Origin of the sequence: Pseudomonas sp. AN3A02, from assembly GCF_011765255.1 — a bacterium.
Taxonomy (GTDB): Bacteria; Pseudomonadota; Gammaproteobacteria; order Pseudomonadales; family Pseudomonadaceae; genus Aquipseudomonas.
In genome coordinates, this window is the sequence record NZ_JAARNI010000007.1 from 90,738 (window position 1) to 112,088 (window position 21,351).

A 21,351-nucleotide genomic window follows, 5' to 3' on the forward strand; every position below is an offset into this window, starting at 1 on the left:
ATCAGGCAATGCTGCAGTGCTCCTTGCACGACACCCAGTCACGCAGGGTTAGCGACTGAATCAGCTGCGCGTCCTTCACGGCCAGTTGCAGTTGCACATCTTCAGCCTGAGTCGCGTAGTCCGCATCACTCAGGGTGCCTGAATCGTGTTCCTCCGACAGCCTGTTCAAGTGCATGTCATGGGGTGTTCTCAGTGCGCTGAACTCATCGGCATACTGATTGCGGATAAATACCTGCCAGAACTCGCGGCCCAACAGTGACTGTACGAACAACTTGGAGTTGTCCAATCGCTCGATTCGGCGTGCAGCGTTTTTCAGCAATTGCGGAGTCACCTGGCCCGTTGCAAGGTAGCGGGCCTCGCCGGGTTGGCCAGGCAGGCCAAGACGTTGTTGTAACCCCATACGATAGGCCAGGCGGATTTCAACGTCTTCCAGGTTTGCCAGGGCGGTGGCTTTTTGTTCCGGGGTCATGCCCGACATGCGAATCGCGCCTTCTCGAACACGAATATCCCCGCTTGCCGATTGTTCCACCTCGTCCAGGCGAAACAGGCCCTTTGCCAGGTCCAGCAGTGCCGGCCCTGCTTCGTCGTCGCTGGCCCCATACGTGGCATCCCACGTCAGCTTCTTGATTTCCATATCACTGAACACCAGCGCTGCCCGGTCACCACAGCGTGGGTCACTCGCAATGTTGAATAGCTCTTCACGCAAGCCATCGTGCCGGGCAGCGTCGAGCAGATCCCACAGGCGCGATTGCAGGTCGATATAGCCGCTACGGTACTCCGCAGAGGCTTCGAGGCTGTTGAGGATGTTGAAGAAGGCTTGCGAGCCAGGTTTCTCGGCAATCGACTCCCATGCGATGCGTCTTTGGGCTATCTGCATGGGGGACAACCCACTCATCCAGTGATGGAATGCCGGCTCCGGCGTGTCGTCCACCGCCGGCACTTGTGCCGCGCCGGCCACTTCTGCCGGCGGGCGTGGCGCCTGGTAGCGCATGGCGCCGAGGAGCCGCCCCGTCTCTGCCTCGGGGTGACGCGAGGCAACATTGAGCCAGTATTCAGCCAGTTGCCCCCGGGCTTCTGCGGTCAGGGGGTTTCCTCCGATAAACGTGACGTTATTGGTGCGGACGGTAGACACGGCCTGCCCGGACGGCGGGTTGACCTGGGACGCAGGCAATTGCGTGATGCGGTTGTCGCTGAGGTCGATGATATCCAATGTCTGATGAGCCCCCAGGCCCTGCGGCCATTCGGTGATCCCGGTGTTTCTCAACCACACCCCGCGCAGGTTCCGCAGGCTGCTGAAGTTCGGAGTGCGCGACAGCGGGTTGTTGTCCAGCTTGATTATTTTGAGTGAGGTGAGCCCCTCCAGCACATTCACGTCGGCCTCGGTCATGGACAGCAGGTTGCCTCTGAGGTCCAGGCGGGTTAGCTGATTCATCCGCGCAACGCTGGGTGGGATTGAACCCAACTCGCTGTTCGAGAGTTCGAGCCAGCGGGTGTGGCTGAAGTGGCCGAGAAACTCATCCAGGCCGTACAGGGAATGCATGCCCTGCAATTTGATTGACCCAACGTGGCTGAAATCCGCTTCCAGCCTGGGCAGGTCACCGACGCTTACGCCGAGTGCTTCAAGTGTGTAGCCGATGGGCACGCCATCGCGAGCCAGGGCTTTGGGGGTCAGGCGACGCCAGCACTGTTTGAGGCTGCGGGCGAATTGCTGGCGGTGGCCGGCGTCCCCTAAGCGAAGGTTTGCGTCGTCGGCGGCTATCAGAAACCGTTGCGCGGCCCAGGCGTCCAGTTGGGCGTTCAAGTCTTGCCATTGGCCTTCCAGGCGCGTCAGCTCGGCCGGCGCCCCGTCACCTGCATTCAGCACAAATTGCTCATTTTCTCCCTCGCTGAAACCGGGAAACAGCTCTCGTACCCGCAGCATTTCTTCGGTGTGGCTCAAGGGCACTTCGAATGCACCAGGCTGCCCACCGTTGCGCCAGCCCGGTCGAGTCTGCGACAGGCGCGTGATGTACGCACGCATCTGCTGATTGGCTTGCGGGGTGAACGGGTTGTTGTGCAGACGTGTCATGCGGTTGAGACGAATACTGGCCTCCACACTTTCGGGTGCAGGGTTGAGCAGGCTGTCGGGCACTGCGCTGAGCTGATTGCTGGACAGGTCGAGTTCCCTGAGTTCCGGCAACTCGAGCAGGCCCGTGGGCCACTGGTTGATCCGTGTGTTGCGCAGTTCCAGCTTGCGCAGCCGTCGCAGGGTGCTGAAATCGGGCAGGGTACCCACGGGGTTGTCATTCAGGGACAGTTCTTCCAGGCGGCTCAAGCCAGCCAGTTGGCCTGCGCTGGTTTCGCTCAGGCGGATGGCATTGCCGGACACGTCCAGATGCGTCAGCTCCTTCATCGCGGTGACCGCTGCGGGCCATTCGGTCAGCGTCTGGCGACCCAGGCCTCCGATTTGCTTGAGGGTCAAACGTTTCAGATTGGGGAAGCGGCCAAGGAACTGCCCGGGACTGTCGGTAAAACCCACAGAGTCGAGAACCAACTCTTCCACATGGCCAAAGTCAGTGGTCACGTCCGGCAGGGTCACCTGTGTGCTGATTTCCAGGCGGCGCCCGGTATTTGCTCCGGCGCTGTCCACCGTCTGCCGGCGCCAGCAGTTTCTCAACGCATCGGCCGCCGCCCGCTCCCGGCCACCCGGGTTCACTTCAAATGGTCGCTGGTTAGCCTCTTCACGGGCACTTCGTTTAACCCAGTCTTTGAGCTCGCGTTTGAGGGCGGCATACTGTGCTTCCCTGCGCGTCAGTTCACTGCGTACATCACTCCCGTGGGCCTCGATGAAGGCGTTGACGTGCTCCTCGCGGAAGTCCGGATACAGCTTGCACAATCGCGCTGAGTGGCTGCGCAGTCGATTGAATTTGAGTAACGGGGAACCGCCCGGCAAGCGCAGGTTTCCCGCCAGCGGTTTACGCCATGCAGGAAATTCCAGCAGCACCGGGCGCAGCTCGTCCCGGGCCAACGGCGTTTGCCGCACCCTCTGCTTCAAGGTGCCGGCGTCGCGTGCTGCCTCGCCGAGTGCTCGACGTGGGCCTTGTTCGAGTTTTCCCAGGACGGCGCCATACAGATCGGTAGCGCCGAATGATCCATCTTCACCCATCGCCAGCACCAGTGGCGGTGTGTCGGACGGTGGGCCGATGGCGTCGAACAGCGGCCCCTGTTCGCTGCCCCCGCGGATTTCGATTCGCAGGTTCGGGTCCCAGCCCGGAAGGGTTGGCAGGGTATGCAGGGCCAGTCGTCGACTGTCCGGGCTCTCCATTGCGTCCACGTACAAGCCTTCGTAGGCGCGTGCCATCCGCACCTGATGTTGGCTTTCGCGGGCCTGGGTCATAAGCCTTGGCGACAGCTTCTGATGTTCACTGAGCGCCGTCAGGTCCGCGTCTGTGGCCGTTTCCAGCAGTTGCGTCGCAACGTCGGCTGGCAGGCCGGCAAACCGGTCCATGAGCTGTTGGACGTGAGGCGAGCGGGTCACATTGTGGGCGCGGTAATCTGTGTCGAACAGTGAGGCCCGGCTGTCCCTGGCGGCTTGGGCGACTTCTCGGCGCCACTGTATGGTCTGTTCATCCAGCGCCTGTGGAGTAGGGTTGAGGACCGCAGGATAGGTCAGGCCTTGTTGCGCAACCACGCGGTCGGTCATGGCCTGGTCGGCCAGGGCATAGTCCAGGGGATCATCGCTGCCCATTTTCTCGATAAACGTATCGATCCGCTGATGGATGCCAAAGCGCTCGAGGCTGTCGGCCAACAGCGCTGGCGGCGGCAGGAGGTCTACATGCAGTTGGCGCAGTTGATCAGGCGTGACGCCACTGGCCAGGCGCACCTGTTCCAGCTGCGCGTCGCTCAAGCCCTGGGTGCGATAACCCAGGCGGCGCATTAACATCGAGCCCTCCCAGGTCAGTGGTTCTTCTCCTTCATGGAGCCATGCGCCCGCACCGTTATGCGCCACTTTCGGGGCATAAGCGTCGGAGCGTGTCGGATGTTGTATGCGATAGTTATCACTGTCGGGCTCGGGTTCGAGCGCATACAGTTGATCGTCGAGGCGTAGCAGCGGCTGTTGGTCGTGGCTGTGCAGGCCCAGGTCATCAAAGGCGGCGTCTTTGGGCAACACGACTGCGCTGCGATAGGCGGTCAGGTCCGGTTTCCATAACCGTTGCTCTGCACCTGGCAGACGCACTGGCTTGAGCTCCTGTACCAATGCAGGTGCTGGCGGTACAGCCACTTTTTGCAGGCCTTTTCCGGCACCGGCCAACAGGGCCATGGCTGCCAGGTTTTGGGCGACGCTGAACCAGTGCTCCTTGGCCGTATCCCGGTCGCCTTCGCTCCAGTCGATCACACCTTCGAAGGTTTCATACAGCAACTGGCCTGCCATGGCGGCCATCATGATTTCGCTGAGCACCGGGACGAACGCCAGCGCCAAACCGAGCGCGGCAGCGCCGACCTCCAGCCAGTGGGCGATTTTTTGCGCACGCACCCGTGCGTCGACATCGGCGGTGGGCACTGCCTGGTAGCGTGCATCCTTGAGGAGCTTGTCGCGTCCATGCTCAAACAGGCTAACCCACAGGTCGACGTTTTCTGCCCACAGGCCGCGTCTCGATACAACCAGCAGGTACAGGTCGGGAGTGTTCGCCGTCACTGTCCTGCAGCCTGATTTCGGTGGAGGAAGCTTTTGCGGCATGACCGTCGCAGCCAATACCGGGAAGGCTATCTGCAGCATGGTTTGGGTCACAGGCGAGCGAGCAATCGCATCGGCGCTGGAGGTGGAGTTCGGAGCGGGTTCAGTAAACCGGGTGAAGAACGCCGGCTTGTCGCTTTCATTGAGAAACTGGCTGAAAAAACGCTGGTAGCGAGAAGGCTCCGGACGGCCTTTACTGCCCGGCTCGCTCGGCTCTTTATCGCGCGTCACCAACTGGCGGTTCAGCTCGGCTTTCAGTTCGTCAAACGTGTTGTAGCGCTTGAGCGGTTGCTCCGGGTCGTGGGGCAGATAGACGATGAAATCGCTGGCATAGTGATATTTCTCCACCGGTGTAAACACCACGCTCCCCGTCAGCGCACGGCCTGTCACGCTCAGGCAGCTGAACCACACGGGCTTGCCGCCCAACGTCGGGTTGCGTTCGCCGTTGACAACCTCAAGCACCATGATGAAATCGTCAGGCCGAATATCTTGCTTGAGCAGCGCCAGGTACGCCGCTGCTCTGAGAGCGTCTTTTTGGCTGGTGATCACGGCGTCGCGCAAGGGGGCGGCTGCGTCGTCGGTGGGCAGCAATGTTTCCTTCAGGTGAGTCTGGTAGCGGGCACCTATGTCCAGCGTGCGGCACAGCGTTATAAACCCAGGCACGGTCAGTGTCTGGCCAACGCTGGGAGAGGCGCCTTCCCGATCGGGATGTTGGGTGAACCCGGAGGAGGGATCAAAGGCTGCGTCTTCGCTTTCGTGGGCTTCAAAGTTATGCAGGGCCGCCTGTAACAGCGAAACTTCCAGTACTTTGTATTTACCGGCCTTGACCCCCAGAACGCCCAGTGTCAGTGGCTCATACAAACGAAGGTAAGTGCCTTCGACGTCCACAGTGATATTGAACTGTTCTTTCAGCGCATGGTTGAGTAGCTCAATGGCGAACGGTTCGAGCTTCTGGACGTGTTCCAGGTGTTTATCCACAACGTGCTGAGATTTGAAACTGGTTTCATTGAACGCTTTCAGCGTTCTTCGCTGCAGCGGTGACAAGCTGTCCATCCACTGCGCTTGCTCGAGGTCTACCTGTTTCAACGCGTTGATTCGGTGGGGCGGGGCGTGTACCAGCCAGTCCGGAATGGCCTGGCGAATAAAGTCACTGTTGTCGTCAACCGACACGTCGGTGGTGACGGATGGGGCATCCTGCATGGGGCATTCCTTTGGGCTGGCAAAAGAAAAGCCTACTGAAAACATCATCGGATTAATAAGTCGAAAAACCGCTGGGTCAGCTGCAATAGTTAACGCAGCAACCTGAAATTACGCATGGGTCGAGTACCGGGTTACCGCCCCGGCAGGCCCCTTTTGCACAAGGTATCGTTACACCGGGGATGTCGCGTTTCTGAGAAATCTGGTGTGCGTCGTACATCCGTTCAAATGGCTAGCGCCGAGTACCGGGTGCGACTGACTAAGGTCATCACCTTTATCCCCTTCGACGACGCGTCGTTTGCCAGCATCGACAGCGAGCTCACGACGTTGAACCGGACACTGACCGATCAGGCGATCAGTGCCATTCTCGGGGCCTAGAACAGGAAGTAACGCTGAGCCATCGGCAGTACATCCGCCGGTTCACACCACAGCAACACGCCGTCGGCCTTGACCTGATACGTCTGCGGGTCGACCTCGATATCCGGCAGGTAATCGTTGTGGATCAAGTCGGTTTTCTGCACTGAGCGGCAACCCTTGACCACGGCGATCTGCTTCTTCAAGCCCAACTGCTCGGGCAAACCCGCCGCCAACGCCGCCTGGCTGATAAAGGTCAGGCTGGTGGCGTGCAGCGAGCTGCCGAAGCTGGCGAACATCGGACGGTAGTGCACCGGCTGCGGCGTGGGAATCGAAGCGTTAGCGTCGCCCATCAGGCTTGAGGCAATCGCGCCGCCCTTGAGGATCAGCGTCGGCTTGATCCCGAAAAACGCCGGGCGCCACAGCACCAGGTCGGCCCACTTGCCCACTTCGATGGAACCTACTTCATGGCTGATGCCGTGGGTGATCGCCGGGTTGATCGTGTACTTGGCGATGTAGCGTTTGGCGCGAAAGTTGTCGTTGCCTTCGCCGTCTCCCGGCAGCGGGCCGCGCTGTTTTTTCATCTTGTCGGCGGTCTGCCAAGTGCGCGTGATCACTTCACCGACGCGGCCCATGGCCTGGCTGTCGGAGCTGATCATCGAGAACGCGCCGAGGTCGTGCAGGATGTCTTCGGCAGCAATCGTCTCGCGGCGGATGCGGCTTTCGGCGAAGGCCACGTCTTCGGCAATGCTCGGGTCCAGGTGATGGCAGACCATCAACATGTCCAGGTGTTCGTCGATGGTGTTGCGGGTGAACGGCCGGGTCGGGTTGGTGGAGCTGGGCAGCACGTTGGGGAAGCCGCAGGCCTTGATGATGTCGGGCGCGTGGCCGCCACCGGCACCTTCGGTGTGATAGGTGTGGATGGTGCGGCCCTTGAAGGCGGCGAGGGTGGTTTCGACAAAGCCGGATTCGTTGAGGGTGTCGCTGTGGATCGCCACCTGCACGTCGTACTCGTCGGCGACGCTCAGGCAGTTGTCGATGCTCGCCGGCGTGGTGCCCCAGTCTTCATGGAGCTTCAAGCCAATGGCGCCGGCCTTCACTTGTTCGATCAACGGCTCCGGCAGGCTGGCGTTGCCCTTGCCGGTGAAACCGATGTTCATCGGGAACGAGTCGGAGGCCTGGAGCATGCGCGCCAGGTGCCACGGGCCGGAGGTGCAGGTGGTGGCGTTGGTGCCGGTGGCCGGGCCCGTGCCGCCGCCGATCATGGTGGTGACGCCGCTGGTCAGTGCCTCTTCGATTTGCTGTGGGCAGATGAAGTGGATGTGGGTGTCGATGCCGCCGGCGGTGAGGATCATGCCTTCACCGGCAATCACTTCGGTGCTGGCGCCGACGCAGATGGTCACGCCGGGCTGGATGTCCGGGTTGCCGGCTTTGCCGATCGCGAAGATGCGGCCGTTCTTCAGGCCGACGTCGGCCTTGACGATGCCCCAGTGGTCGATGATCAGCGCGTTGGTGATCAGGGTGTCGACCACCTCATGGGCGAGCAGTTGGCTCTGGCCCTGGCCGTCACGGATCACCTTGCCGCCGCCGAATTTCACTTCTTCGCCGTAGACGGTGAAATCCTGTTCGACTTCGACGAACAGCTCGGTGTCGGCCAGGCGGACCTTGTCACCCACGGTGGGGCCGTACATGTCGGCGTAGGCTTGTCTGGAAATCTTCATGTGTTTGGTTCCTTGATCGTTCCCGATAGGTGGCGAGGGAGCTTGCTCCCGCTGGGCTGCGCAGCAGCCCCAAAAGCCAGGCACCGGGGTGAGTCAGAAAGATTGAGTCAGTTCTTTAGCGGCCGCTGCGCGCCCGAGCGGGAGCAAGCTCCCTCGCCACAGGTCAGTCCAGGTCACCCATGATTTTCCCGGCAAACCCGAACACCCGGCGCTTGCCGCTCAATTCCACCAGTTCCACGTCGCGACTCTGCCCCGGCTCAAAGCGCACGGCGGTGCCGGCCGGAATGTTCAGGCGCATGCCACGGCTGGCGGCACGGTCGAAGGTCAACGCGTCGTTGGTCTCGAAAAAGTGATAGTGGGAACCGACCTGGATCGGCCGGTCGCCGCTGTTGGCTACGCTCAAGGTGGCGGTTCGACGGCCTACGTTGAGTTCGATGTCGCCAGGCTGGATCTGAAATTCGCCAGGAATCATGCGGGTTGTCCCAGGGTCTTGAAGTAGATGGCGGTCGGGGTGTAGCGCCCGTCCGGGCTTTGGCAGTAGTCGGGCAATTCACCGATCTTGGTGTAGCGCAGCGACTGGTAGAACGCTTCGGCACCGGAGCCGGCTTCGGTGTCCAGGTACAGCAACCCCCGTTTGTACTGGCGGGCACTCAGTTCCAGGGCGCTCATCAGTTGCTGGCCGAGGCCGCGGCGCCGGGCCTCGCTGTGCACCAGCAGCTTCTGCACTTCGGCGCGGTTCAGGCCGTTGGCCTTCAGGCACAGGGCCAACTGCACGCTGGCAACGACCTGCTCATCACGCACCACCACCCACAGCAGCAGGCTGCCGTCGGTGATACTGGCCTGCACACCGCTGAGATAAGCGCTGGCCTGGGCTTCATCGAAGTCGGCCATGAAACCCACTGATGCGCCGTGCTTCACGGCGTCCAGCAACAGCTCAATCAAACCCGGGCGGTAATGGGCAAAACTTTCGGCATTGACTCGACGCAGTTGGGCGGCGTTCATCGGTATCACTCCTTGGGCGGCACAGCGCCTGGGTTGAGCGTCAGTTGCATGAAGGTCAGGTCCAGCCAGCGGCCGAACTTGGTGCCGACCTGGGGCATCTGCCCGGTGGTGATGAACCCCAGGCGCTCATGCAGGCGGATAGAGGCCTGGTTGCCGCTCTCGATAGCGGCGACCATCACGTGTTTGTCGCAGGTTTTCGCCCGCTCGATCAGCGCCTGCATCAGATGAGGCCCGAGGCCTTTGCCGCGCTGGTCGCTGCGCACGTATACCGAGTGCTCGACGGTGTGGCGAAAGCCTTCGAAGGGCCGCCAGTCGCCGAACGAGGCATAGCCGATGACCTGCTCGTCTTCGACGGCCACCAGGATCGGATAAAACTGCGCCTGGCGCGCGCTGAACCAGGCCTGGCGGTTGCCCAGGTCTACCGGTTGTTCGTTCCAGATCGCCGTGGTGTTGAGCACCGCGTCGTTGTAGATATCGCGAATCCCTGGCAAATCGGCGTGCACCGCATCACGAATCAGAAAGGACATGGCCGGGCCTCAGGCGATAGGTTGGTGGACGGTGACCAGCTTGGTGCCGTCGGGGAAGGTGGCTTCCACCTGGATGTCCGGGATCATTTCCGGGATGCCTTCCATCACCTGTTCGCGGGTGAGCAGGGTGGTGCCGAAGTGCATCAGCTCGGCGACGGTGCGGCCATCGCGGGCGCCTTCCATCAGCGCGGCGGAAATGTAGGCGATGGTTTCCGGGTAGTTGAGCTTCACACCGCGCGCCAACCGCCGCTCGGCCACTAGGCCGGCGGTGAAGATCAGCAGTTTGTCTTTTTCCCGTGGGGTCAGGTCCATCGTTCAAAGTCCACTATGAAATACATTCGTAAAAACACCGGAGATCCAATGTGGGAGCGGGCTTGCTCGCGAATGCGGTGTGTCAGTGAATGCATCTTTGCCTGACCCACTGCATTCGCGAGCAAGCCCGCTCCCACATTTTTAATCTTCATGTGCTCCAGATTCTCGGTGATACAGCCTCTCGGCCCAGCACCGCCGGGCGCAGCAGGCGCCACAGCGCGATCAGCCAGCCTCGCGCCAGCAGCGCTTCACTGGCCAGGCAGCGGGCTACCAGCAGGCCGGGCAATTGGGTCAGGTCGCCGCGTACTGCGTGGGGCAGGGAGCGGCATTGTTCGAGCAGGTCAGGGTCGATTTCGCCGGTCACCAGCAAGGTGGCGAACACCGGTTGCCCGTCCAGCCCGATGGGTGAGTCGAGCAAACCGTCGGCGCCCACAATGCGCTGGCGCTCATGCCAAATCAACTGGCCGTCGCGGCGGATATCCAGGTGCGACTGGAAGTGCCCGAGGTCGAAACGCTCGCCACTGGCGGGGCGCCCGAGGGCGACCACGTCCCAGTAAAACAGCCGGGCATCGCCTTGCAGCTCAATGCGCGTGGTGAGTTCGGCCTGGGCGGCGCTGAACACGATGGTCTCCTGCGGCAGCCATTCCAGCGTCGCACCAGCCTCCACCGTCAGCTCCAGTTTTTGATAGGCCGGCCCGCCGGCGCGATACCACTTGGCCGCGCCGGGGCTGGTCAATTGCGCCCAGGCTCCTTCGGCGACATGGGCCGTGATGTCGAGGCGATCACCGCCGGCAATTCCGCCTGGCGGGTGCACGATGATGTGCTGGCACACCTCGGGGCCTTCGGCGTACAGGTGCTTTTGCACCCGCAGCGGGCCGAGGTGGCGGCGCATTACCGGGCGCGTGGTGTCGCCGAAACGCGCGTAGCCGAGCTCCAGCTCGGCGTGCCAGCTGGGGGTGAACAGCGCGGTGGGGGCAGGTAGAGTCATGGTCAGTGCTTATCGTTAGGACGCTACAGATTAGATCGTAACGAGCCCGCGCACACCCTCGCTTTCCATATTTTCTCCACGCCCCTGCTGGACGATTTCGCCCCGGGACATCACCAGGTACTGGTCGGCCAGTTCCGCGGCAAAATCGTAGAACTGTTCCACCAGCAGAATTGCCATGTCGCCGCGTGCCGCGAGCTTCTTGATCACCGCGCCAATCTCCTTGATCACCGACGGCTGGATGCCTTCGGTGGGTTCATCGAGGATCAATAGGCGCGGGCGGCTGGCCAGGGCGCGGCCGATTGCCAGTTGCTGTTGCTGGCCGCCGGACAAGTCGCCGCCCCGGCGTTGCTTCATTTGCAGCAGCACCGGAAACAGCTCGTAGATGAAGGCCGGCACTTCCTTGGCTTCGGAGCCGGGGAAGCGTGACAGGCCCATCAGCAGGTTTTCTTCCACCGTCAGCCGACCGAATATCTCCCGGCCCTGGGGCACATAAGCGATACCGGCGTGCACCCGCTGGTGCGGCTTGAAGCCGGTAATGGCCTTGCCTTCCCAGTTCACCGCGCCTTCCTTGGCCGGTAGCAAACCCATCAGGCACTTGAGCAAGGTGGTCTTGCCCACGCCGTTGCGGCCCAGCAGGCAGGTGACTTCGCCGACTTTTACCTCAAAGGAAAGCCCGCGCAGGATGTGGCTACCGCCGTAGTACTGGTGCAGCTTGTCGACTTGCAGCATGTTCAAATTCTCCTCAATGATCGTTCCCACGCTCTGCGTGGGAATGCCGCAATGGACGCTCCGCGTCCGCCGTGTGACGCAGAGCGTCACCGGATGCATTCCCACGCGGAGCGTGGGAACGATCAGGTTCAGCGGCCGAGGTAAACCTCGATCACTCGCTCATTTTCCTGCACCTGTTCCAGCGACCCTTCGGCCAGCACGCTGCCCTGGTGCAACACTGTCACGTGGTCGGCAATCGAGCCGACAAAGCCCATGTCGTGCTCCACCACCATCAGCGAATGCTTGCCCGCCAGGCGCTTGAACAGCTCGGCGGTGAATTCGGTTTCGGCGTCGGTCATGCCCGCCACCGGTTCGTCCAGCAGCAACAGTTGCGGGTCTTGCATCAGCAGCATGCCGATTTCCAGAAACTGTTTCTGGCCGTGGGACAGCAAACCCGCGGGGCGGTTGACCGAGGCGGTGAGGCGGATGGTGTCGAGGACTTCGCTGATGCGGTCTTTCTGCTCGCCGCTCAAACGCGCCCTCAAACTGGCCCACACCGACTTGTCGGTCTTCTGCGCCAGCTCGAGGTTTTCGAACACGCTCAGGGCTTCGAATACCGTGGGCTTCTGGAACTTGCGACCGATGCCGGCCTGGGCGATCTGCACTTCGCTCATGCTGGTCAGGTCGAGGGTTTCGCCGAACCAGGCCTTGCCGTGGCTGGGCCGGGTCTTGCCGGTGATCACGTCCATCAGCGTGGTCTTGCCCGCGCCGTTTGGGCCGATGATGCAGCGCAATTCGCCGACGCCGATGTACAGGTTCAAGTCGTTCAATGCCTTGAAGCCGTCGAAGCTGACGCTGATGTCTTCCAGGGTCAGGATCGTGCCGTGGCGGGTGTTCAGCCCTTTACCCGCGGCCTGGCCGAGGCCGATGGCATCGCGGGCGCTGCCCTGGTCTTTGTTCGGTTCAAGAATGGGCTCGAGCATGAATTCCGCCGTCGCTGTAATTCTCATTGGTCGCCCCTTTTCTTCAGCAGGCCAATCACACCCTTGGGCAAATACAGGGTGACGATAATGAACAGCGCACCGAGGAAGAACAGCCAATACTCGGGGAACGCCACGGTGAACCAGCTCTTCATGCCGTTGACCACACCGGCGCCCAGCAACGGGCCGATCAAGGTTCCACGCCCGCCGAGGGCCACCCACACAGCGGCCTCGATGGAGTTGGTCGGCGACATTTCGCTGGGGTTGATGATGCCCACTTGCGGCACATACAACGCGCCCGCCAAACCACACAGCACCGCGCTCAACACCCACACGAACAGCTTGAAGCCACGTGGGTCGTAGCCGCAGAACATCAGGCGGTTTTCCGCATCCCGCAGTGCCGTCAACACCCGGCCAAACTTGCTCTGGGCCAGGCGCCAGCCGATGTACAGGCTCGCCACCAATAACGCCACGGTGGCCACAAACAGCACCGCCCGCGTGCCCGGTTCGGTGATGCCAAACCCAAGGATGCTGCGGAAATTGGTAAAGCCGTTATTGCCGCCAAACCCGGTCTCGTTGCGGAAGAACAGCAGCATCCCGGCGAAGGTCAGGGCCTGGGTCATGATCGAGAAATACACGCCCTTGATCCGCGAGCGGAAGGCGAAGAACCCGAACACCAGCGCCAGTAAACCTGGCGCCAACACCACCAGGCACATGGCCCAGAGGAAGTGGCTGGTACCGGTCCAGTACCACGGCAACTCGGTCCACGACAAGAAGGTCATGAACGCCGGCAGCTCATCGCCGGACGCCTGGCGCATCAGGTACATGCCCATGGCATAACCGCCCAGCGCAAAGAACAAGCCGTGGCCGAGGGACAACATCCCGGCGTAACCCCACACCAAATCCAGGGCCAGGGCGACAATGGCGTAGCACAGAATCTTGCCCACCAACGTCAGCGTGTAGGCGGAAACGTGCAGCGGGTTTTCCGGTGACAACAGCGAGAACAACGGCAGCGCCAGCAGCAGGATCAGGATCACTGCACCGACCGCAACGGTCACCTTGGGGCCGGCCTTTTGCGCGGCCGTGAGCATCAATGGCTGGTTCATCAGTCGATCACCCGTCCTTTCAGTGCGAAGAGTCCCTGCGGGCGTTTCTGGATGAACAGAATGATCAGCGCGAGGATCAGGATCTTGCCGAGTACGGCGCCGATCTGCGGTTCGAGAATCTTGTTGGCTATCCCTAAGCCGAAGGCGGCCATGACGCTACCGGCCAGTTGGCCGACGCCACCGAGCACCACCACCAGGAACGAGTCGATGATGTAGCTCTGGCCGAGGTCCGGGCCGACGTTGCCGATCTGGCTCAAGGCAACACCGCCGAGGCCGGCGATGCCGGAACCGAGGCCAAAGGCGAGCATGTCCACGCGCCCGGTGGGCACACCGCAGCAGGCGGCCATGTTGCGGTTCTGGGTCACGGCGCGCACGTTGAGGCCCAGGCGCGTCTTGTTCAGCAGCAGCCAGGTCAGCACCACCACAAACAGCGCGAAGGCGATGATCACGATGCGGTTGTAGGGCAGCACCAGGTTGGGCAGCACCTGAATCCCGCCGGACAGCCATTCGGGGTTGGCCACTTCAACGTTCTGCGCACCGAACACCAGGCGCACCAGTTGGATCAGCATCAGGCTGATGCCCCAGGTAGCGAGCAGGGTTTCCAGCGGGCGGCCATAAAGGTGACGAATCACCGTGCGTTCCAGGGCCATGCCGATGGCGGCGGTGACAAAAAACGCCACCGGCAGCGCGATCAGTGGGTAGAACTCGATGGCCTGGGGCACGTAGCGCTGCATCAGCAACTGCACCACATAGGTGGAGTAGGCGCCGAGCATCAGCATCTCGCCGTGAGCCATGTTGATCACCCCGAGCAAGCCGAAGGTGATCGCCAGGCCGAGCGCTGCCAGCAGCAGGATCGAACCCAGGGACATGCCGCTGAAGGCCTGGCCGAGAATCTCGCCCACCATCAGTTTGCGTTTGACCTGGGCCAGGCTGGTTTCGGCAGCGGTGTGCACGGTGGCGTCGGCTTCGACACCAGGCGCGAGCAGGGCTTCCAGGCGAGTACGGGCCAGCGGGTCACCGGTGCCGCCGAGCAAGCGCACGGCGGCCAGGCGCACAGCCGGGTCGGGGTCCACCAGTTGCAGGTTGGCCAGGGCGAGGCTGAGGGCTGTGTGTACGTCGTCGTTGGTTTCACCGGCGAGTTGCTGGTCGAGGAATTTCAGCTGCGCAGGTTGTGCGCTTTTTTGCAGGGTAAGCGCTGCGGCAAGGCGCACCTTGGGATCGGCTGCGAGCAATTCCTGGCTGGCTTGCACGTTGTCAATCAGGCCGCGCAGGCGGTTGTTCAGGCGCACGGTTTTGGTTTCACCGTTGACGCTGATCTGGCCTTGTTGCAGGGCGTTCACCAACTCGATGCGCGCCGGGTCGGGCTGGGCGGCCCAGTCCTGGAGCAGCTTGGCTTGTCGCATCGGGTTGGCGTTGATGAAGTCTTCGGCGTCGCTGGCGTGTGCGGCGAAGGGCAGCAACAGCAACAACGTCATGAGATAGCGTTTGAGGGCAGTGGGCATAAACAAATGTCCTGATCATGCGCGGTCAAAATGTGGGAGCGGGCTTGCTCGCGAATGCGGTGTGTCAGTCACTGCATCCCTTACTGATCCACCGCTTTCGCGAGCAAGCCCGCTCCCACATTTGACCTGTGGTGTGGCTTAGTTGCTCTTCACGGCGTAATCCGGCTTCTTGTCATTCCCCGGGATATACGGGCTCCACGGCTGCGCACGAATCGGCTCCTCCGTCTGCCACACCACCGAGAACTGCCCGTCGGACTGGATCTCACCGATCATCACCGGCTTGTGCAGGTGGTGATTGGTCTTGTCCATGGTCAGGGTGAAGCCCGACGGCGCGGCAAAGGTCTGCCCGGCCATGGCTTCACGCACTTTGTCGACGTCAGTGGACTTGGCTTTCTCCACCGCCTGGGCCCACATATGGATGCCCACGTAGGTGGCTTCCATCGGGTCGTTGGTCACGGCTTTGTCCGCGCCCGGCAGGTTGTGGGCCTTGGCGTAGGCTTTCCAGTCGGCGACGAATTTCTTGTTCACCGGGTTCTCCACCGACTGGAAGTAGTTCCAGGCGGCGAGGTTGCCCACCAGCGGCTTGGTGTCGATGCCGCGCAGTTCTTCTTCACCCACGGAGAAGGCGACGACCGGTACGTCGGTAGCCTTCAGGCCCTGGTTCGCCAGCTCTTTGTAGAACGGCACGTTGGAGTCGCCATTCACGGTGGAGATCACCGCAGTCTTGCCACCGGCCGAGAATTTTTTGATGTTGGCCACGATGGTCTGGTAATCGGCATGGCCAAACGGGGTGTAGACCTCTTCGATGTCTTTATCCGCTACGCCTTTGGAGTGCAGGAACGAGCGCAGGATCTTGTTGGTGGTGCGCGGGTACACATAGTCGGTGCCCAGCAGGAAGAAGCGCTTGGCGCCGCCGCCTTCTTCGCTCATCAGGTATTCCACCGCCGGGATCGCCTGCTGGTTCGGCGCCGCACCGGTATAGAACACGTTCGGCGACATCTCTTCGCCCTCGTATTGCACCGGGTAGAACAGCAGGCCGTTGAGCTCTTCGAACACCGGCAATACCGATTTGCGCGACACCGAGGTCCAGCAGCCGAACACCACGGCGACCTTGTCCTGGGTCAGCAACTGGCGGCCTTTTTCAGCGAACAACGGCCAGTTGGAGGCCGGGTCTACTACGACGGGTTCGAGCATCTTGCCGTTCACACCGCCCTTGGCGTTGATCTCGTCGATGGTCATCAGCGCCATGTCTTTCAGCGAGGTCTCGGAGATGGCCATGGTCCCGGACAGAGAGTGCAGGATGCCGACCTTGATGGTCTCGGCGGCCTGTACGGTCCAGGTCATGCCCATGGCGGCGATGGACGCCGACAGTGTGAAAGCCTTGATCAAGCTGCGACGCTTCATTGTGCAATCTCCATGACTCAATGATGTGATGAGGGAGTGATTGCAAAGGCTGTGCCGAGGCGCGCAATCGTGGTGCACCAGAGCTTTGCTTGGACTATGCGCGTGGGCGACGCACCAATGCGGCGCCAATCGCGGCGGCCTGTGCACGCAGGTGCACCCGGATGGTGCCGGGCTACTTACCTACCGCTTGAACGCTGAGTGGGCCGCCGAGAATGGACGCTGACGATTACTTGAAAGGAGTTCCCATGGCGATCCGATTAGACCGCGAGCGACGTGCCGCCAGCACCAACCGAGGCGCTGCACGCTTGCCACCGTTAAGCCCGGCTTTTTTGCATGAGGCGGATGCTGCCTACTGGGCGCACCGCAAAATCGGCGAGCGCCGCGACCGCGAGTACGGCGGTGTGATTATGAAGAACCCTGCCGGGCGGTACTTTGCAACCGAGCCCGTGCCCGGTGATGCGATAGAATTCAACCTGCTCAAAGTTCTCGCCCTCAGCCCCGAAGGCTACTACCAGCAACCCCGGGGCTACACCTGTGTGGCGACCTATCACTCCCACCCGGCCCGGCATGCGTTGATTCAGCAGCGCAACCGCTCGTTTGACGCGAGGATGGTCAAGGCTTTCCTCGGGTTCTTTTCCGGCTCGGACTTTACCCATGATGTCGATGACCGGGAGTTTTTCCCGGCCGCGTATCTCTCCGGGCCGGATGGTTCACTGATTCGCTACGCCCCCAGCGGCTCGGCTGCGGAGCGCAGCTTTGCCTTGTGGATCAAGGCGGGCAAACCGACGGGCAATCGTGTCGGTGTGTATGGCCCGTTCAGTGAGTTTGTGAAGAAAATCTCTACCTTGGGCGAGTTGAGCCTGATCGTGCCCACCTCATTATGGGGTGGCTCCATCGGGAAGGTACCGGCGGACTGGGTGGTGTTTGAACCCTTTACATCAAAGGCCGTGACCAGCCAGCCACTGTTGACCCCGGTCTTTGCGCGTGCCGAAGACGCAGTGGGGGCGGCACTTGCGTCATCGATGGTGATACCTGGCCGGCGCACCTGCGGGTTTGTGCTCAAGCACTCGGATGCTGACCGCTATGTGGCGACCTTTGCCCTGGAGGAAGACCTGCCGCTATTTTCTCCTCAGGGCCGTTTTCCACCCATGACGCGCAGCGGTTGGGCGCTGCCCGCCCAGTATCGACTCGAGGCGATCTACTTTCGCTCATCGCCCTCGGCTGCCGACATGCCTGCCCGGGAGTCCTGGCTGTATGACGCTTTCTTCACGCCGGGCGAAGTGCAGGCGGCCATCACTCAGGCCAATGCAACCCTGGCATTGCAGCACGAGCGTCGTGGATTGCAGCTGTACATGCAGGCGTCGGATGGTGCGTTGCTCAAGCTCAAGGTGCCGCAGACCCAAAACGCGATCCATGCGGGTGTGCTTGAGGACACGGGCACTCAGGCGGCGCTGGCAGACGGCAGCCTGAGCCCTCGCGACTATGTGCGGCGGGTGATGGCTGCCACCGAATTGTCGGTCGTGAAGGCTGGGCAGTTGTGGCGCGATGTCGGTCTCGTGACTGCTCGTTCTGCGGTGGTGGCGGTGTCAGAGGCGATCATCCTGAAGGCCTCGTTTCTCTCGGCCAACGATGCGGCATTGCACGCGCATGAGGTGGTCGGCAATCGGCGGGCTCACTACTACGGCGGCTATGTATTGAAGGGCGTGGACGGGGGCTTTTTTATCTCCGAACCTCGGGAAAGTTCCGTCAATGCCTTTGACGGCCGGTTGTTCTTTCCCCTGGGCGGGGCGGGGCCGCTGATTCCGCCGGAGCGCTATGAAGTGCACGGTCGCTACGGCTCGCACCCGGCGCTGTCGATGATTGATCGGGGCTGGGTCGATAAGCGTCGATGGACGCAGGACGAGGCGCTGACCAACCTGCAGGCGTTTTCGCCAGAGCAGATACGCTCGATCATTCTGTCGCGGCAGGTGGGGTACCTGTCCGGCGCTAAGGACTGTCTGCTGGCGTATACACCTACCGACACGTCAGCCGCGCCGGTCTTTGATAATGCAACGGGCAAGCCCGCCGAGTGGGTCCGCCAGTTGGCGGCAAGCGGCAACCTGAGGGTCATAGAGGGCAACCCGTTGTGGGGGCCGCGCTCGGTCATTGGCAGTAGTTGGACGCCCCATTCCAAGTATGAGCCCAGGGTTGGGCCGCCGGTCTACGCGACCTATGGCGCGGTGTTTGCCACGGCCGACCAGGCCGCCCGCGACCTGCATGCCCGCGTGCACGGTCGCAATCTGGAGACTCAAGACTGTTTTGCGTTTGTCCTCAAGCACCAGGACAAGGCGCAGTACATTGCCAGCGAGGTGGTCTGTGTCGACCGCGCCAATGTGCTTTTCAAGCTCAACAGCCTGTTTGCAGTGGCGGAAACGAATGAATACGTGTTTCCCAAGGGCTTCGTGCTGCACGCGCTGTTTCGATCCCAGCAATGGGCGCCGACCGGGCTTAACTCCTCGATGGGCTGGCTGACGAAGAACTTTGTAACGCCTGCGGTGATGTATATCGCGCTCTACGACTCGGTTCGCAGGGGGAGGGATTACAACAAGGGCAACAACCTGCCGATTTATTTCTCGCTCCTTGAGGGCGCGCTACTCCGATACGTGCCTGCACCCATTCAGATAGGGCATGGCGGGCAGGTGGAGAGCGAGCTTGAGCAAACCACCCAGGAGTTGACCAGCGGCCAGAAACAGGCGCGGGACTTCGTGCAGATCTGGGCGAAACGCGGGCGACTGAGCGTGGTACGCACCAGCCCGCGTTGGGACACTTTGGGCCCGGTGAGCGAAACTTGGTCTGGTTACGAGCACATTACACGGCGACGATTGAGCCCGGCCTTCGCCAACGCCGATGATGCGGCGCGGTATGTGGCGCAGATGGTGGGGCAGGGCCGCAAGCGCGCTTATGGCGGGGTGATCCTGCGGCTTGCCAATGGTTTGTTTGCAGCGACCGAGCCGTTGGCCGTGCCGCCTCGGGGGTTCACACTTGATTGGATTTACCCCGACCAAATCCTTGCCAAAGGGCTGTACACGGTGGGCAGCACAATCGTTGCGCGCTATTCATCGGTGGTGGAGCAAGAAGTCCCGATTTTATTGACAGCGACCCAAAAGGCTATCTACACCAGCATGATACCCAGCGCAGTTTTGTCGAGCCTAATGCTGCGAGAGGCGCACCTCAAGCGTGAATACGTCATCGGACCACGTGGTTCGGTACTCAGCTATCACCTGTCGGACTCTGCCGCAGAGAACCAACTGAAAAACCAGCTGACGCCGCGCAATCTGGTCAGGGGAGACAATGCCGACACTGTGATCGAGCAGCAATTGCGCGAGGGCACCTTGTTGCCGAGTGACTTTGTCAGCCAGGTCGCACGTGCCGGAACCCTGCGGGTTATCGAGGGCAGTGAAGTCTGGGGCCCTTCCCGACAGATCACCGCAGAGTTCATTGCGAACGTCGAGCGCCCGGCTGCCCTGTTGATTCGGGCGTCCCTCGCCGACCCGGCCTGCAGCCCGATATTTACCCGGCCCTACGATGCGGTGCGCCATGCCCAGCAGGGATATACGGTAGGTGCTCAACCAGCGTTCGGCTTCCTGCTCAAGGCCCTCAACAAGGCACAGTACATGGTCACCCTGCCGCTGGTGAGGGCGCATTACGCCGACTTGAAGCAAGTCTTCCCTAACGGCCAACTGCCCCAGGGCTATGCGCTGGAGGGCTTGTACTTGTGCGCCAGCAACGAGGCGATCGCCGAGCCGGGCGATGACATGGTCTATAGCTTCCAGGGCCCCCAGGCTATTGCCAACGGGCTGAATTTCGTCAACAAACCCGTCAATGGGCGAGTGTTGCCGCTCTACCTGATCTGCGCTGACGGAGCGCTGCTGCGGTATCGGCTGACGGCGCCGAATGTGCTGTATGAGTTGATGAGACGTGCCCCCCGGGACGCGACGCAACTGCTGGAAGGCTCGCAGCGCGTGAGTGAGTACGTGCTGTCACTGGTAGCGAGTGGCGAGTTGGATGTTCGTATCCCTAGCCGCATCTGGGGGCGCTCCGGACGGGTCACTGCGCAATGGCATTCCCAGCAAAGCCCGCATGGCTTCAGCAGCAATCCCTATTTCCACTCGTTCTGCGGCCCGTTGTTTGCCGATGCCGATGATGCGGCGCGGTTTGCACAGAAGCAGTTGGGCCCGTTCGCCGGCAGGGAGTATCTGGGCGCGGTACTGGTGCCGCCGCACACACCTGGATTTGTGGCGATAGAGCCGGTGGAGGATGTGGATGGGGCGCAGGGTGAACAAAGCAGCCTGGAGTTGTTTTTCTGGCCGAATCACAGTGGGTTCGATTTGCCGCCCTCTCACGAACTTTACTTCTACACCATCGCGGCAGTGCAGGCGTTCTACAAGGCGATACCCTCGACATCAAGCAAGGTGCCCCTGGACATTCACCTCTTGGCTAACTTCGTTGCTGTTCAGGATTTGCGAAGCTACGTGGAAGTGTTGCAGCGTAATTTACCCGCGGCGAAGAGTTGCTATCTGGCCTGCCGGGGAGGTGCCCTGTTGAAATACATGCCCGGTTTTAACAGCCAGGAAACCGCACTGCTCAACCCCAGCCTGCCGTCTACTCCCAGCCAGTTGGTTAGCCAGTTGAGGCGGTTCGGCACGTTGTCTGTACTGGACAGCGACAGCTTCTGGACACGACGAGGACTGCTGAGCGAAAAGTGGCAATTCGTCGTTGTACCAGCTGAGCCGGATGAAGACCAAGTCGACTTTGGCCGGGACAAAGATGAACTGTAGGCCGCCCGTTAACTATCTA

At 61.5% G+C, this 21,351-nt stretch carries 14 protein-coding genes; 2 read left to right on the top strand and 12 right to left on the bottom strand.

Annotated elements, in window-relative coordinates; genetic code table 11:
* Position 1: 1 nt before the first annotated feature.
* Entirely contained in the window at positions 2-5,914 is a 5,913-nt protein-coding gene (locus HBJ59_RS23015; protein ID WP_167664844.1) for an NEL-type E3 ubiquitin ligase domain-containing protein, read from the bottom strand.
* A gap of 246 nt (positions 5,915-6,160) precedes the next feature.
* On the opposite strand from HBJ59_RS23015, the gene HBJ59_RS31680 reads away from it, so the two are divergent.
* Positions 6,161-6,289 carry a hypothetical protein gene (locus HBJ59_RS31680; protein ID WP_256670878.1) on the top strand — a complete coding sequence of 43 codons (129 nt, stop codon included), beginning with the start codon at positions 6,161-6,163 and terminating at the stop codon, positions 6,287-6,289.
* On the opposite strand, the gene ureC is transcribed toward HBJ59_RS31680, so the two are convergent.
* The 11 genes from ureC to urtA all read right to left on the bottom strand — a co-directional run bounded on the left by ureC (position 6,286) and on the right by urtA (position 16,515).
* Positions 6,286-7,986 carry an urease subunit alpha gene (gene ureC, locus HBJ59_RS23020; RefSeq protein WP_076018010.1) on the bottom strand — a complete coding sequence of 567 codons (1,701 nt, stop codon included), beginning with the start codon at positions 7,984-7,986 and terminating at the stop codon, positions 6,286-6,288. The two genes, HBJ59_RS31680 and ureC, sit on opposite strands and share 4 nt — an antisense overlap.
* A 163-nt stretch (positions 7,987-8,149) precedes the next feature.
* Entirely contained in the window at positions 8,150-8,458 is a 309-nt protein-coding gene (locus HBJ59_RS23025; protein WP_167664845.1) for an urease subunit beta, read from the bottom strand.
* The gene (locus HBJ59_RS23030; protein WP_167664846.1) at positions 8,455-8,988 is read right to left on the bottom strand and encodes a GNAT family N-acetyltransferase; all 534 of its coding nucleotides are present in this window, start codon (positions 8,986-8,988) and stop codon (positions 8,455-8,457) included. The genes HBJ59_RS23025 and HBJ59_RS23030 overlap by 4 nt, the downstream gene beginning before the upstream one ends.
* A 5-nt stretch (positions 8,989-8,993) precedes the next feature.
* Complete coding sequence (locus HBJ59_RS23035) at positions 8,994-9,515, bottom strand: GNAT family N-acetyltransferase (protein ID WP_167664847.1); 522 nt, start codon at positions 9,513-9,515, stop codon at positions 8,994-8,996.
* A 9-nt stretch (positions 9,516-9,524) separates the two neighbouring features.
* Positions 9,525-9,827 (bottom strand): urease subunit gamma, encoded by a 303-nt coding sequence (ureA, locus tag HBJ59_RS23040; RefSeq protein WP_003217383.1) that lies wholly within the window; start codon positions 9,825-9,827, stop codon positions 9,525-9,527.
* A 148-nt stretch (positions 9,828-9,975) separates the two neighbouring features.
* Positions 9,976-10,815 (bottom strand): urease accessory protein UreD, encoded by an 840-nt coding sequence (locus HBJ59_RS23045; RefSeq protein WP_076018006.1) that lies wholly within the window; start codon positions 10,813-10,815, stop codon positions 9,976-9,978.
* 30 nt (positions 10,816-10,845) lie between these two features.
* Positions 10,846-11,544, bottom strand: a complete 699-nt coding sequence (urtE, locus tag HBJ59_RS23050; RefSeq protein WP_017478391.1) for an urea ABC transporter ATP-binding subunit UrtE — start codon at positions 11,542-11,544, stop codon at positions 10,846-10,848.
* 128 nt (positions 11,545-11,672) lie between these two features.
* Positions 11,673-12,533: an urea ABC transporter ATP-binding protein UrtD gene (urtD, locus tag HBJ59_RS23055; RefSeq protein ID WP_003217378.1), complete on the bottom strand. Its 861-nt coding sequence runs from the start codon at positions 12,531-12,533 to the stop codon at positions 11,673-11,675.
* Positions 12,530-13,609: an urea ABC transporter permease subunit UrtC gene (gene urtC / locus HBJ59_RS23060; RefSeq protein WP_063033353.1), complete on the bottom strand. Its 1,080-nt coding sequence runs from the start codon at positions 13,607-13,609 to the stop codon at positions 12,530-12,532. The genes urtD and urtC overlap by 4 nt, the downstream gene beginning before the upstream one ends.
* Positions 13,609-15,111 carry an urea ABC transporter permease subunit UrtB gene (urtB, locus tag HBJ59_RS23065; RefSeq protein WP_167664848.1) on the bottom strand — a complete coding sequence of 501 codons (1,503 nt, stop codon included), beginning with the start codon at positions 15,109-15,111 and terminating at the stop codon, positions 13,609-13,611. Before urtB ends, urtC begins: the two co-directional genes overlap by 1 nt.
* 138 nt (positions 15,112-15,249) lie before the next feature.
* A complete protein-coding gene (gene urtA, locus HBJ59_RS23070) occupies positions 15,250-16,515 on the bottom strand; it encodes an urea ABC transporter substrate-binding protein (RefSeq protein ID WP_076018004.1) in 1,266 nt (421 codons plus the stop codon).
* A gap of 245 nt (positions 16,516-16,760) precedes the next feature.
* Between urtA and HBJ59_RS23075 the strand changes: the two genes are divergently transcribed.
* Entirely contained in the window at positions 16,761-21,332 is a 4,572-nt protein-coding gene (locus tag HBJ59_RS23075; RefSeq protein ID WP_167664849.1) for a DUF4329 domain-containing protein, read from the top strand.
* Positions 21,333-21,351: the final 19 nt, after the last annotated feature.